Here is a 13,474-nt window from a genome sequence, read left to right on the forward strand (position 1 = left end):
CGGCGAGTTTTCTTTAAAAGAAGGGTTGACAATTATGGTGTATTATATGTATAGTACACATATGGTGTATGAACCATGTAGTACACACACTAATAAAAGGAAATAGGCTTCTAAATTAGGAGATGTTGTGATGAACATTACATTTAATAACAGGGATCCTGTTTATTTGCAGGTTGTCCGTTACTTCAAGGAACAAATTGCCATCGGACATTTTGCTGCAGGTCAGGAAATTCCTTCTCGTCGCGAGTTAGCAGCACTGCTAAAAATTAATCCCAATACGGCCCAGAAAGCGTATAAAGAAATGGAGGAGCAAGGTTTGATTCATACAGAGCGTAATTTTCCCAGCCGAATCACTTCAGATGAGGCGATGTTAAGTTCAGTGAGAGAAGAGCTTATTCATGAGGCAGTAGAAACCTTCGTTCAAGCGATAAAACCCATTAAAGTTCCCGTAAATGAGCTGTTAGATATCATTAAAGAAAAGTATGAAAGGGAAGAGAAGGAGGGATGACTGATGATTCAGATCGAAAATATTTCTAAAAAATATGGACGGAAAAAAGTATTAGACGATGTTTCCTTTACAGCCAACAAAGGGGAAATCACTTGCCTAATCGGAATTAATGGTGTAGGGAAAACGACTATTTTAAAGGCGATTATGGGGCTGACTCCTATTAATAGCGGAGAAATCTTTTTAGATAACGAGAAAATCTCGAAGAAAAGCTATGAGAAAATCACCTTCATACCGGATGCATTTATCATGCCGCCCAATTTAACGATTCAAGAAGCAATGGAATTTATGGCTGACCATTATTTGAATTGGAATGAGGAACGGGCAGAGGAATTATTAAAGTTTTTTAAATTGCAAAAAGAAAATAGAATTGGGGAACTTTCCAAAGGAAATACAGCAAAAGTAAATTTACTTTTGGGACTAGCAATAGATGTTGATTATTTATTGATGGATGAACCTTTTTCAGGTATTGATATCTTTAGTCGAGAGCAAATCGCAGATGTGTTCACAAGCCATCTCATTGAAGATCGTGGGGTTATTATTACCACACATGAGATCAATGATATTGAGCATTTAATCGATAAAGTGGTTCTGCTTGATAATGGCAAAGTATTAAAGGAATTCGATGCAGAAACTGTCCGCCAAAACGAAGGGAAATCCGTTGTCGATGTAATGAGAGAGGTGTATCAATCTTGAATCATTATTTAAAACTATTAAATATGGAGCTTAATCGTACTAGTAAAATGTATTTTAGTCTTATGGGTCTGACGCTAGTATTTGAGTTTTTGGGAGTTTTGATTATGTCGAAAAGACATATGGGAGAGGCTAATCGAATGATTTATGAAGAAGGTCTTTCGAAAGCTGAATATATTAATCAGTTTGGGAAATTTAGCTTTTTAACTATATCAGAGTCATTATGGTTTTTGGGGCCAATTGCGCTTTGTGCTGCGGCACTTCTGATTTACGTTTTTATTATTTGGTATCGTGATTGGTTTGGAAAAAATACGTTTATCTACCGACTTTTAATGCTTCCAACCTCGAGAATGAACGTTTATTTGGCGAAGGCGTCTGCCATATTCTTGATGGTTTTAGGTTTAATAGCTTTTCAATTAATTCTTTTCCCGATTGATAATTTGATTTTTAAAGGAATCATCCCAAGTGAATTTCGCTATGCAACAGATGTTAGAAGTTTATTAACGATAAATCCATACTTTCAATTGATAATCCCGACCTCATTTGAACAGTTTCTCATGTCTTATGGGCTAGGCCTGTTAGCAGTTTTTGTTGTTTTTACAGCTATTCTTTTTGAAAGAAGCTTTCGCATCAAAGGGATTGTTCTCGGAGTATTATTTTGTATTGCCGCGATGGTTATTTTCCTTTCACCAGCTTTGATTCTTGGCTTGCTTCACATAGACAATTATCTTTATCCGGTAGAATTTTTCATGTTAGAGCTCTTTATGTACTTACTAATGATGGGTGCAACCCTTTGGGTGAGTCATTATTTAATTACGAAAAAAGTTACAGTGTGAGGTGAAAAGAATGCTTAAATACAAAAATTTAATGATGATCGCCATATTGATTGTTGGAAGTATTGGGACTTTTTATGTCCAATCAGCATTTGCCAAGGATGATTTACCACGTTATACCATTCATTCACTTAAAGGAGATAAAAATGCCGTTAAGGATATCCGTTTAATTGGGTCAATGGAAAGTGATGAACATTATAGTGAATCGGTATTAATTACAAATGATGAAACAAAATATCAGAGCGAAGCCTCTTTTATAAATCAGTTTTTTGGTGGTGGTATATTTACCTCTGGGAAAATTCTTTCTTTACAAAAAAAATATCATTCCTTTATGAGAGGGAAGACTGATCTGAATGGTTTTTATGAGGATCAAAATCGGCTCATATATGTAAAAGAGGAGCATTCAGGATCCCTTGGAACCATGTCACATACATTTGATATTGACATTCTTAATAAGAAGAAAAATAAAAGAGATTCCTTTCAAATCAATCTTCCAAATGGAAACGAAATTCATTTTATTGAGATTATAGATGTGAAAATCATCGATGATGAATTAAAGGTGGTTACCTCCAACTTTAATAATTCAGGCGAAGAGATTCGTGTCTATAGTATAGATCTCCCTAGTAAAAGTTTAGTGGGAAATAATGTGATAGCATCGAATATGAATGAGGATAGAGATATCGAAACGTTCTTTTCAGGATATCAGGAATTAGACGAAATGAGTTCAGTTCCTTCTGTATTTTATAATCTTTCTAAAACAAGAATGGTGCTTCAAGATAGTGGAGAATCAGTTCAGAAAGAAATAAGTAAGGAAACATTTATGTATGACCTTGAAAAAAATAAAAAGCGGACGATCCATTTTCCAACGAAAATCAATAAAGAGAATCTATTAGAACCACAATACTACTATGATAAAGGCAATATTTATATAGTGGGTGCAACGGACAAAGGGATTAAAGTGTTCATTTATGATTACATTCATGAAAAGCTTGTTAAGCAATATGATTTTCCATTAAATTCAAAAAATTCAAATTCGCCACTATTAGCTGTAAATAAAGATCAATTATTTATTGTGTCTAATCCGAATGAAAAGCAGGATCCAATTGAAATTAAGAGAATAAATGTATTAAATGGAAAAACTACTTTTCAAGGAGAAATAAAAGCTTCAAAAACATCCGAAAAATTGTTCAAAATCCAAGAGATTGAGATTAATTGATATCATGAAAAGGAGCCGCATGACTGGCTCTTTTTTGATTTTTTTCAACGATCTAATTGTTCAAAGGAAATTCCTCTAATGTCAAGAAATTTATATGAGGTTAATCATCCTTCAATGCAATGATTACCAAAGTACAACATAGCATTGTTACGCAGGAAAGTGGCTGAATGTGAAAATTTAGATAAATTATGTTCCTAATTTTTTTATTATTCAATATAATTAAGTCAGGTACCAGAAAATTCTAATAGGGTTAGGAAGCGATTTCGATGGAGATTGGATATTTTAACGGAGAGTTTGTTCCGCTTGAAAAACCAGTAATACCGATTGACGAAAGAGGGCATCAATTCGGTGACGGAATTTATGAAGTGATTCGCGTCTATAAGGGAAATCCGTTTATGCTTGATGAGCATATAGAAAGGTTAATTCGAAGTGGTGAAGCCATTAAATTACCATTTACACAGACAATCGATGATTTCAAACTTCTAATCAAACAAGCAATAGAGACATCTGGATTAAAGGAATGTTCCGTTTATTTACAAATTACCAGAGGTATTGCCGCTCGTGGGCATCTTTTCCCAGATGTTCCGGTTTCTATTACGATGACAGTCAGAGAAGCAAAACCAATTTCTGAGGATATTCGAAATAAGGGTGTATCAACCTTGTTATTAGAAGATGAACGATGGGCGAATTGCTATATTAAATCACTCAATTTATTGCCAAATATATTGGCGAAGCAAAAAGCGCATGAAGCTGGCTGCTTTGAGGCTATATTGGTTCGGGATGGTGTTGTTACAGAAGGATCTAGTTCTAATGTTTTTTATGTGAAAGATGGTGTGGTCTATACGGCGCCGCTCACGAGGCACATCCTTCCTGGAATTACACGTATTGCAGTTAAAAAGGTGTTAAAGACATTAGAATTGCCATTAATGGAACAGCAATTTCATGAAGAAGAGCTCTTAAATGCAGATGAAGTTTTTATTACAAGTACGAATTCTGAAGTACTCCCAGTTGTGAAAATTAATGAAACAGTTATTGGCAGAGGAATCCCGGGAGATATAACCTCGCAAATTTATCATCAATTTCAGGAGTTAGTTTCAGCTCTATAGTTTTACAGCATGAATTTGCGAAAGGAGTGTTAAAGGATGGAAATTATCGATTTTCATTGTGATGCATTACTTAAGCTCTCGAATGGAAAGGGTGAGTTAAGTTTTTTAGATTCTCCCGAATTACAAACGAATTTTAAACGTCTTAAAAAAGGAAAAGTGAAAGCACAATGCTTTGCGATTTTTATCGAACCGGAGATACCATCTGATCAGAAATTTCATGAAGCATTAGTCCAAGTTGAGTATTTTTATCAGGAAGTTTTAGGGAAAAATCCGGATATGGTGCAGATTAGAGAATGGTCAGACTTTGATCGATTACAAGAAAATCAAATTGGGGCAATGCTTACCCTTGAGGGAGTAGATGCGATTGGAAACAGTATAACGAATCTTCATACCCTTTTTCAGCTAGGAGTAAGGTCTGTAGGACTTACTTGGAATTTTGCCAATTTGGCAGCGGATGGAGCAAGTGAACCAAGAGGCGGAGGACTAACCTTATTTGGTAAGGAGATTGTACGCTTCAACAATGACCATCAAATCTTGACAGATGTATCCCATTTAAGTGAAAAGGGATTTTGGGATGTGATGGAGATTGCTTCTTATCCGGTAGCCTCTCATTCGAATACATGGAAACTCTGCAATCATCCTCGAAATTTAAAAAATGACCAAATTGAGGCTTTATTTGCGAAAGGGGGATTAATTTCCGTTGTTTATTTTCCTCCATTCATCACTGAAAATGAGCATGCTTCCATTTCAGATATCATAAAACATATCGATCACTTATGTTCTTTAGGTGGAATCAAACAGATTGGATTAGGTTCGGACTTTGACGGAATATCAACATTTGTTCATGGTTTAGAGGATGCTTCCAAGAGTCAAAACTTCATTAATGAGCTTTTGAAGTATTTTACGGAAGACGAAGTAAAAGGTTTTGCTTATCAGAATTTCTTAAATCATCGTCCAAAGTGAATGAAAGCAAGTCCATATGCTTCTAGTTTTATAAAACAGGGGAGAGTATTCCCCTGTTTTTTCATCTATTCGGATGCTAAAAATTAAATATAAGGGCTTTGCTCAAATTTTTAATTTGAATTATTGAAATATTCTTTCTTATTCAAGTATAATCAGTAAATAGTGACGATGTAAAAATCAACTTATTATGTAACCGCTATTATGAGGATTTAAGTAAAATGATCGAAAAGATGAGGAGAATCGTATGAGTCTATTAAGTTATATTATTCGCACTTCGCTCGTAGTGATTCCAGGTACTCTATTAATAGGACTTGGTGTTTGTTTTAGTAATCATATTGATGGGAGAGCATTCTGGATTAGTATTATTTCGATCGTAGCATTGGGGGCTATTGTTGGCGTTATTTCATCTATTGTAAACTACCGAAAATTCATTGCACCAATTGGGCAGATTAATGATGTTTTGGAAAAGTTGGCGTATGGAGATTTGTCCGGTAAAATTTCTGAAGATCATGTAGGAGAATTAAAGCCGATTGCTGCAGCAGTTAATCGGGCAACAGAAGCTTGGAGAAAGGTATTGCTTAAAGTAAATGAATCATCAAGCGAGGTTAATGATATTGCATTGCAATTATCCGTAAGTTCTGAGCAAACTAGTCTTGCAACGGAACATATTTCGGAAACAATCGAAGAAATAGCTGCTGGCTCGGAAAATCAGGCGAATGGTGTAAGAGTAACTTCTGAAATTATTACCCAAATGTCTAATAGCTTAGTTCAAGTCATTTCGGATACAGATATCGTATCGAAAAAAATTGCAGATTCTTCTGATAAGGCGAATCACGGATATTCTTCCATTTCATCGGCATCTAAGCAAATGAATTCGATTTATTCAAATGTTCAAGACTTAGCAAAGGTTGTGAAGGATCTTGGGCAACGTTCTCAGGAAATTGGAAAAATTATTGAAGTAATAACAGGAATTGCGGTGCAAACGAATTTATTAGCGTTAAATGCTGCCATTGAAGCTGCTCGTGCAGGGGAGCAGGGAAAAGGCTTTGCGGTTGTTGCAAATGAAGTCAGAACACTGGCGGAGAAATCGGCAGAATCTACTTATCAAATTAGTCAACTCGTTTCACACATTCAGGATGAGACTCAGGCAGTTGTTCAAACTATGGAAGCAGTGAACCATGAAGTGAAAGAAGGAATGGATGTGATGACTACAGCTGGTAATTCTTTTACTCAAATTCAAGAATCTGTCAATTTAGTCACTAACCAAATGGAACAAGTAGCGGTAGCTGTAGAGCATATGTCAGAAGGAGTGAATCATGTAGTAAACTCCATGAAGGATATTTCATCATTTGCCAATGAATCCGCAAGTGCAACCCAAAGTGTTTTAGCCACAACTGAAGAGCAGGTAGCTTCTATGGAAGAAATCTCTTCAACCTCTTCACATTTGTTAAATATGTCAAAGGAATTGAAGGATATCATTGATCATTTTAAACTATGATTTTCCTTCATTTAATAGTTTATAAAATGAAGAAAAGAAGAGTTCACATTTTAGTGGAATACTCTTCTTTTTCTTTGCAATCAACATTTTGAATCTTTCCTAGTCTTCCTCGTTTGATAAGTGATACTCCCACATATTTCCGTCACGCCAGAATCTTTTTCTGGTTTTATAGAAATCATAGGCTTTGTATTTCCTAGAGCGAGATCTTCTTCTTCCGCACTTACGGCAATATCTTGAGTCGCGTCTTGAACTTCTTCGAGACCTTCTAGAAGAACGGCGGGAACTTCGCCCAGTACTTCTACAAGAGCATCTAGAGTTTTGTCTTGTACTTCTGGAGCGTCTTGTGGATCGGGAAGAACGGCGGGAACTTCGCCCAGTACTTCTACAAGAGCATCTAGAGCTTCGTCTTGTACTTCTGGAGCGTCTTGTGGATCGGGAAGAACGGCGGGAACTTCGCCTAGTACTTCTACAAGAGCATCTGGAGCTTCGTCTTGTACTTCTGCTAGATCTGCGGGAAGAACGTCTTGTGCTTCGGAACGAACGACCAGTACTCTTTCTAGTGCTTCTACTTGATCTCCGAGAACTTCGTCTTGTACTACGGGAAGAACGATTAGCACTGCTCATTTCTACATAGAATTCACTAGCTGTTCTTGAAGTTCTTCGATATGAACGGGTTCTGCTTCTAGAGGTTTGATTGGTATTCCGATTAGATGTACGGCGATTCCTTCTTTTTTCAGAACGAGGATCTTGGAACATAAAATTCCCCAGTCCAGAAGAATTTGCTGTTTGAACAGCCTGCTGAATATCATCACGGGTGTAACGACCCATAAATATAATTCCTCCTTTAAGAAATGTGTAAGAGAAAAGGCATCATGGGTTGTTTTACATATCCTTTTAATATCCATACACCCTTTTCTTACTAACAGGGTACGTGCACTAGGATAAAAATGTATGAGTAAATAGCGTATTTTTCTAGAAAATAGATAGATGTCATATGTGGCAATACACTCGTTTTTTCATAGGAATATTGTAAACAAAAAAAAAGGGATGATTGAAATATGGGAAATAATCAAATTCCGCATTACCATCTCTTTATTCATCCGTTAGATATAACTGATTTGAGAAGAGATATTTGGTGCGATGACCCTGTTCCTGCAGTGATGAAGTTCAATAAAAGAAAATTTGAGATTGATATTGTTTACCGGGGCTCACATATTCGCGAGTTTGATAAAAAGTCTTATTTTGTTTCGTTCCACAAACCGAGTCTATTTCGTAAAGCAAAAGAATGGCATTTAAACGCAGAATTTAAAGATCCGTCTTTATTAAGAAACAAGCTATCTTTAGACTTTTTTGCAGAGATTGGAAATTTGGCACCTCAATCCAGATATGTATTTTTAGTCATCAATGGGAGAAAGGAGGGGGTTTATCTAGAAATTGAATCCGTTGACGAGTATTTTTTGCAAAAAAGAGGTCTTCCGAGTGGATCCATTCACTATGCGATTGACGGTGATGCTAATTTATCTTTAATGAGTGATCTCGATAAGAAGGTGAAAGATTCCTTATTATTGGGATATGAAAGGAAATTGGGAATGGATATGGATGATGATTCTTTACAAGAAATGATCTTAATGATTAATACGACATCAAGGGAAGAATTTGAAAAAAAAATACATGTAATTATGAATGTGGATAAGTATCTTCGCTGGTTAGCCGGTATCATCTTTACGCAAAACTATGATGGCTTTGTTCATAATTATGCTCTATATCGAAATAGAGAAAATGGTCAATTCGAAATTATCCCATGGGACTATGATGCTACTTGGGGAAGAGATGTGAATGGAAAGACGATGGAAGAAGATTATGTGCGCATTCAAGGCTTTAATACCTTATCTGCTAGAATTCTCGATATTGAGCATTATCGAAAACAATATAAAAATTTATTAGAAACAATATTAAAGGAATATTTCACCATTGAACACTTAAGGCCAAAAATTGAAACCATGTATGAGCTCATAAGACCATATGTTTTATTAGATCCATATAAGAAAGAAAAGTTAGATGAATTTGATCGAGAACCGGAATTTATCTTGAACTATATAGAAGTACGCTCAAAATATATTAAAAACCAATTGACTAAACTAGATTAACCACATTCCTCAGATAAAGAAAATGACTTTATCTCGCGCTCCACTTATATTCATATCCCTAGTAGGCAACCGTTGATTTTTATAGAAATAGGCAATCGCTATAGGTCAAGAAGCAATCGTGATACGTATATATGCAGTATATATAACCTATATGGTTAAATGAAACGCAAAGGCGACTGTGCGGTGAGGGAAAATGACTAATACGAAATAAAAATATTCATAGGCCCTTATGTATCGATATTCTGCACTTAACTTCTGTTTACTCATGATTCTTAAAACAGAGTAATAGTTCATTCACTTAGCCAAAAGGAACCGTTGCAAAACAATAAAGGAGGATATTAATGAATAATCAAAATGTGCAAGAAAATGAGCACCCTCATAATGATTACTCAACTTCATTTCATTCTTTCCTAGAATCACTTAGGGGAAAAATGGTGACGATTTATCGTGGAGGGCCTGAGTCCAAAACAGGGATCTTATTAGATGTTCAATCAGATTATGTAACTCTCTTTTCTCAAAATAATAACAACAATAACAATAACAACAATAATAATAATAATAATCAGAACAACCAAAACCAAAATAATCAAAACACCGTTATTTACTATCAGGCTGAACATGTCAAAAGTATTAGTGAGGATTCCAAGTCAAACTCCATGCAAATTTCTCAGGTAACTAATGAAGAAGTAGACTATTTGCAATCAGAGTCTTTTATTGGGTTAATTACACAATTAGTGAATGTTCAGATACAAATTAATCAGGGAGGCCCTGAATCTAAATATGGTACATTGCTTACAGTAGCTGGTGATTTCCTTGTTCTATATACAGAAGATGACGGTATTGTATATTATAATGTTCAACATGTCAAAAGTATTTGCAAATACCAAAATAATAACAATAACAACAATGGAAATGTCAATCAACAGTATGTAATCACTTATCCAGAGTATCATATCGGAACGGATTTCCATGATGTCTTTAAAAATATGACTCATAAATGGGTTTCCATTAATCGCGGTGGTCCGGAAGCGATGGAAGGGGTTCTCGTTGAAAACGCAGGTGGTCATTATACCCTTATCAGCAACCAAGAGGTTTTAAGGATCCATCCTTACCATATTAGAAGTATCAGTTCTGGTCCAAAGGGTGCGATGAAACAAAATAATAACAGTAATGAACAATCTAATCAAAACAATCAACAACAGGAGAATTCACAAGAAAATCAGAATAAAGATTCTTCTAATAAAAATAATGATTCTAAGAAATCATCCCGTCGCAGCAGATCTTCCAGTCGTGAACATGTCGTAAAAACGATTGATTATGTATGGAAAGGCAGAAGCTAAACCATAAATGAATTTAGCTCAATATAAATTCTACCTCAAATGGTGCATTAGTCTTCGCTGGTGCACCATTTTTGTCAAGAAGGGAGGGAGACTATGAGTGAAATTCAAGGAATCGGAAACTTTCTTGGGATGGAAGTGGAAGTGGAGATTTCCGGAAGGACCTATTTCACTGGGATACTCATTGATATCGGGTTAGATATTCTCGTCTTATTTGATGGACAGAAATTCCTATATATTCCATTTCTTCATTTGCATAATATAAAAGAAAATAAAATAAAGGAGATTGCGGAGAAGCCGCCTGAAGCGGCACCGTTGCAATTTGAGAAGGAATCGATTTCTTATCGCAAAATATTAACAAATGCTAAAGGACAATTTATTGAAATATTTGTTACGGGGAATCGATCTATTCATGGATATATTACGAGCGTATTGAATGATTATATCGTGTTTTATTCCCCAGTTTACAAAAGAGTTCTTATTTCTATGCAGCATTTAAAATGGTTAACACCATATTTTAATCAGCTAACACCGTATACATTGAATACAGAAGAACTTCCAATCGTTCCTTCAACCCTTCCATTATCACGTTCTTTTGAGGATGAATTGAAAAAGTATAAAGATCAATTGCTTGTTTTTGACCTAGGTGATAATCCGGATAAAGTTGGCTTAATGAAGAATGTTTCCAATAATATTCTTGAACTTGTTCTTGCTGATGGCCAAACGGTCTATTGGAAGCTTTTGCATTTAAAAACGGTGAATTTTCCATAAAAATTTGACAGTTTCAAAGGAGATTCCTTTTTGATGGAATTTCTCCTTTTTTTTTATTTTCTTACTTCTTTTTACTAATATGTGGGTAACTTGGGAGATGATTTCACAAAATAGTAATAATCTTATTGACAATTTGTGTGTTAATATTTAATGTAAGTTTTTTTGTAAAGTGAGAGGGAATATATGCTGTTATATATCTTCAAGGATTTGACCATAAACTTAACAATATTTACTTCTGTTATTTTTTTAACTTGGCTCCCGTATCGCGATAAAATCCAAAATATTAATCAGCGTAACTATGAAATGATCTTGAAGGAAAAAATCATGATTGGCATTATATTTGCTATATTAGGAACATTTATTATGTTTTGCGGTATTAAATTGGATGGGGCATTGATAGATTTACGTCATTTAGCTATTGTTGTAAGTGCTATGTTTGGAGGATTGCCAGCTGCAATCATCACCGGGCTATTAATTGGAATAAATCGTTTTTTCTTTATTGATGGTTTTAATATCCCATCTTATATTGGATTATTGAATGCCATTAATATGGGGGTTATGAGTGGTTTCATCGTGACTCTTAGCAAAAAAAATAGCTGGTTATACATGAATTTATACTGCATTTTCAGCACAACTTTGGTACTTTTCCTATTAATTCATGATTATCATAATCTACTTCCCATCCTTGTTTCCTTTTGGTTTATATCGGCAGTAAGTGGGCTATTAATAAATAAGCTAATAAATTATATCAAGCACACGGTTCGTCTTCAAGAACAAATGAATGAGACTTTACAAGAATTGCAAGATATGAAATGCGCCCTTGATGAAGCTTCCATTGTCAGCATGACAAATAAATATGGTGTCATCACATATGTAAATGATAAATTTGTTGAAGTCTCTGGCTTTTCACGTTCGGAAATTATCGGGAACACGCATCGGATGTTTAATAGTGGGTATCATTCAAAAGAATTGTTTCAAGAATTGTGGGATACGATTCAGGCAGGTCGGATATGGAAGGGAGAGATAAGAAATCTATCAAAGGATGGTCATTTTTCATGGTTTGAGACAACTATTGTGCCTTTTATGAAGGATGGGAAAATCAAACAGTATGTAACAGTAAGAACGGATGTAACAGACCGGAAAAACTTAGTGTGGAGAATGAAGAATCTTACCAACCTTGATGGATTAACTGAAATAACCAATCGGCGTTATTTTGATTATAAAATTCAGAAAGAATGGAATCATTCACTTGAAGGTTATCCTCTTTCATTTATCCTTTTAGATATTGATCACTTTAAAGCATATAACGATACTTATGGACATATGGGCGGAGACGAGTGCTTAAGAAGAGTTGCGAAGAAATTAGTTGAGATAGCGAGTGCTGATTCATATACGGTATCTCGTTATGGTGGTGAAGAATTTGGGATCATCCTTCCATACACAAAAGAAGAGGAAGCAATTGTATTTGCTGAAAGGGTACGAAAAGGGATTGAGGCTTTAGCAATAGAACACTTAACCTCAAAAACATCTAATATTATTACAATTAGTCTTGGGGTAGCTACTATCATTCCAACGGAGCAAAATACGATTGAAGAGTTAATTCAACAAGCTGACGAGGCATTATATTTTGGGAAAAATAACGGTAGGAATCGTGTACATCTTTATAATCAATCACATATGTATGTATAACCCAAGAAAGTTCATATGATAAAAGAACATGATATGAATAATTAGGAAATAACTAGATGATGATCTCTATATTGAATAGAGGTCATTTTACTTTATTCGGGCAAATACCCATGCCATTATAAGATTTATGCATATTCTTTAGTGTGAAATAAAAATAAAATGACAAAGAGGAGGATTTGTAATGAATTCAAATATGCAGTATATGCCCGAATTTCCTCAGCCAGAATTAATGGACGGATCTATGGAAAGAAGACCGTTCGGCTTTGGCTTCGGAAGACCATTTGGTTTTGGGAGACCATTTGGCTTTGGCTTCGGAAGACCATTTGGTTTTGGGAGACCATTTGGCTTCGGCTTTGGAAGACCATTCGGCTTTGGGTTTGGAAGACCATTTGGTTTTGGGTTTGGCGGATGGGGATTACCATTAGGATTTTTAGGTGGATTAGCTGCCGGGTCTTTACTTGCTCCACCATATTATGGCTATGGGTACCCATACCCATACCCATACCCACCTTTTGGATACGGGTTTTAATTAGGTCATAAATTGAATAAGGCTAAGTCCATCTACTCATGGCTTAGCCTTTAAAAGAAGATAAATATAATATAAACATTTTACATAATATTCACGGTCTAACATAGTGTTTAATGATACAATAACAATAAGTGTATCTTATTAAACATATTTTTTTTATAATCGTAACGGAGAATCACAGAGGAGT

The 13,474-nt window shown here is 35.2% G+C and carries 13 protein-coding genes and 1 pseudogene; 12 read left to right on the forward strand and 2 right to left on the reverse strand.

Annotation, left to right across the window (positions count from 1 at the left end; translation table 11 throughout):
* Positions 1 to 130: 130 nt before the first annotated feature.
* The 7 genes from ACE38V_RS02370 (at position 131) to ACE38V_RS02400 (ending at position 6,814) form a co-directional block, all read left to right on the forward strand.
* Complete coding sequence (locus ACE38V_RS02370; RefSeq protein WP_375839531.1) at positions 131 to 508, forward strand: GntR family transcriptional regulator; 378 nt, start codon at positions 131 to 133, stop codon at positions 506 to 508.
* A 3-nt stretch (positions 509 to 511) separates the two neighbouring features.
* Positions 512 to 1,201, forward strand: a complete 690-nt coding sequence (locus ACE38V_RS02375) for an ABC transporter ATP-binding protein (protein WP_375839532.1) — start codon at positions 512 to 514, stop codon at positions 1,199 to 1,201.
* A 104-nt stretch (positions 1,202 to 1,305) separates the two neighbouring features.
* Positions 1,306 to 2,034, forward strand: coding sequence for a hypothetical protein (locus tag ACE38V_RS02380; RefSeq protein WP_375839533.1), 729 nt, complete (start codon positions 1,306 to 1,308; stop codon positions 2,032 to 2,034).
* 10 nt (positions 2,035 to 2,044) lie between these two features.
* Positions 2,045 to 3,247 carry a hypothetical protein gene (locus ACE38V_RS02385; RefSeq protein ID WP_375839534.1) on the forward strand — a complete coding sequence of 401 codons (1,203 nt, stop codon included), beginning with the start codon at positions 2,045 to 2,047 and terminating at the stop codon, positions 3,245 to 3,247.
* Positions 3,248 to 3,513: 266 nt separating this feature from the next.
* Complete coding sequence (gene dat, locus ACE38V_RS02390) at positions 3,514 to 4,353, forward strand: D-amino-acid transaminase (protein WP_375839535.1); 840 nt, start codon at positions 3,514 to 3,516, stop codon at positions 4,351 to 4,353.
* A gap of 36 nt (positions 4,354 to 4,389) precedes the next feature.
* Complete coding sequence (locus ACE38V_RS02395; protein ID WP_375839536.1) at positions 4,390 to 5,316, forward strand: dipeptidase; 927 nt, start codon at positions 4,390 to 4,392, stop codon at positions 5,314 to 5,316.
* Positions 5,317 to 5,560: 244 nt separating this feature from the next.
* Positions 5,561 to 6,814 carry a methyl-accepting chemotaxis protein gene (locus tag ACE38V_RS02400; RefSeq protein WP_375839537.1) on the forward strand — a complete coding sequence of 418 codons (1,254 nt, stop codon included), beginning with the start codon at positions 5,561 to 5,563 and terminating at the stop codon, positions 6,812 to 6,814.
* Positions 6,815 to 6,894: 80 nt separating this feature from the next.
* Here the strand turns inward: ACE38V_RS02400 and ACE38V_RS02405 are convergent, their stop codons facing one another.
* Together ACE38V_RS02405 and ACE38V_RS02410 are read right to left on the reverse strand one after the other, a co-directional pair.
* Entirely contained in the window at positions 6,895 to 7,431 is a 537-nt protein-coding gene (locus ACE38V_RS02405; RefSeq protein WP_375839667.1) for a hypothetical protein, read from the reverse strand.
* 160 nt (positions 7,432 to 7,591) lie between these two features.
* Positions 7,592 to 7,642 (reverse strand): annotated as a pseudogene (locus ACE38V_RS02410) (hypothetical protein); the annotation flags it as partial.
* Positions 7,643 to 7,872: 230 nt separating this feature from the next.
* Here ACE38V_RS02410 and ACE38V_RS02415 point away from each other — a divergent pair.
* From ACE38V_RS02415 to ACE38V_RS02435, 5 genes are all read left to right on the forward strand, one after another.
* Complete coding sequence (locus ACE38V_RS02415; protein WP_375839538.1) at positions 7,873 to 8,961, forward strand: CotH kinase family protein; 1,089 nt, start codon at positions 7,873 to 7,875, stop codon at positions 8,959 to 8,961.
* A 341-nt stretch (positions 8,962 to 9,302) separates the two neighbouring features.
* Positions 9,303 to 10,301, forward strand: coding sequence for a spore coat protein (locus tag ACE38V_RS02420; protein WP_375839539.1), 999 nt, complete (start codon positions 9,303 to 9,305; stop codon positions 10,299 to 10,301).
* Positions 10,302 to 10,403: 102 nt separating this feature from the next.
* Positions 10,404 to 11,069 (forward strand): DUF2642 domain-containing protein, encoded by a 666-nt coding sequence (locus ACE38V_RS02425; RefSeq protein ID WP_375839660.1) that lies wholly within the window; start codon positions 10,404 to 10,406, stop codon positions 11,067 to 11,069.
* Between the two features lie 183 nt (positions 11,070 to 11,252).
* Positions 11,253 to 12,758 (forward strand): diguanylate cyclase domain-containing protein, encoded by a 1,506-nt coding sequence (locus ACE38V_RS02430; protein WP_375839540.1) that lies wholly within the window; start codon positions 11,253 to 11,255, stop codon positions 12,756 to 12,758.
* A 229-nt stretch (positions 12,759 to 12,987) separates the two neighbouring features.
* Positions 12,988 to 13,287: a hypothetical protein gene (locus tag ACE38V_RS02435; RefSeq protein WP_375839661.1), complete on the forward strand. Its 300-nt coding sequence runs from the start codon at positions 12,988 to 12,990 to the stop codon at positions 13,285 to 13,287.
* The last annotated feature ends 187 nt before the right edge of the window (positions 13,288 to 13,474 follow it).

It is taken from the genome of Cytobacillus sp. Hz8 (genome assembly GCF_042263505.1).
Taxonomy (GTDB): domain Bacteria; phylum Bacillota; class Bacilli; order Bacillales; family Cytobacillaceae; genus Bacillus_BE.

Bases quoted from the DNA above. Each gene is read 5' to 3' on its own strand.
- ACE38V_RS02370 (WP_375839531.1), top strand. From the start codon at position 131: ATGAACATTACATTTAATAACAGGGATCCTGTTTATTTGCAGGTTGTC.
- ACE38V_RS02375 (WP_375839532.1), top strand. From the start codon at position 512: ATGATTCAGATCGAAAATATTTCTAAAAAATATGGACGGAAAAAAGTA.
- ACE38V_RS02380 (WP_375839533.1), top strand. From the start codon at position 1,306: ATGTCGAAAAGACATATGGGAGAGGCTAATCGAATGATTTATGAAGAA.
- ACE38V_RS02385 (WP_375839534.1), top strand. From the start codon at position 2,045: ATGCTTAAATACAAAAATTTAATGATGATCGCCATATTGATTGTTGGA.
- dat (WP_375839535.1), top strand. From the start codon at position 3,514: ATGGAGATTGGATATTTTAACGGAGAGTTTGTTCCGCTTGAAAAACCA.
- ACE38V_RS02395 (WP_375839536.1), top strand. From the start codon at position 4,390: ATGGAAATTATCGATTTTCATTGTGATGCATTACTTAAGCTCTCGAAT.
- ACE38V_RS02400 (WP_375839537.1), top strand. From the start codon at position 5,561: ATGAGTCTATTAAGTTATATTATTCGCACTTCGCTCGTAGTGATTCCA.
- ACE38V_RS02415 (WP_375839538.1), top strand. From the start codon at position 7,873: ATGGGAAATAATCAAATTCCGCATTACCATCTCTTTATTCATCCGTTA.
- ACE38V_RS02420 (WP_375839539.1), top strand. From the start codon at position 9,303: ATGAATAATCAAAATGTGCAAGAAAATGAGCACCCTCATAATGATTAC.
- ACE38V_RS02430 (WP_375839540.1), top strand. From the start codon at position 11,253: ATGCTGTTATATATCTTCAAGGATTTGACCATAAACTTAACAATATTT.
- ACE38V_RS02435 (WP_375839661.1), top strand. From the start codon at position 12,988: ATGGACGGATCTATGGAAAGAAGACCGTTCGGCTTTGGCTTCGGAAGA.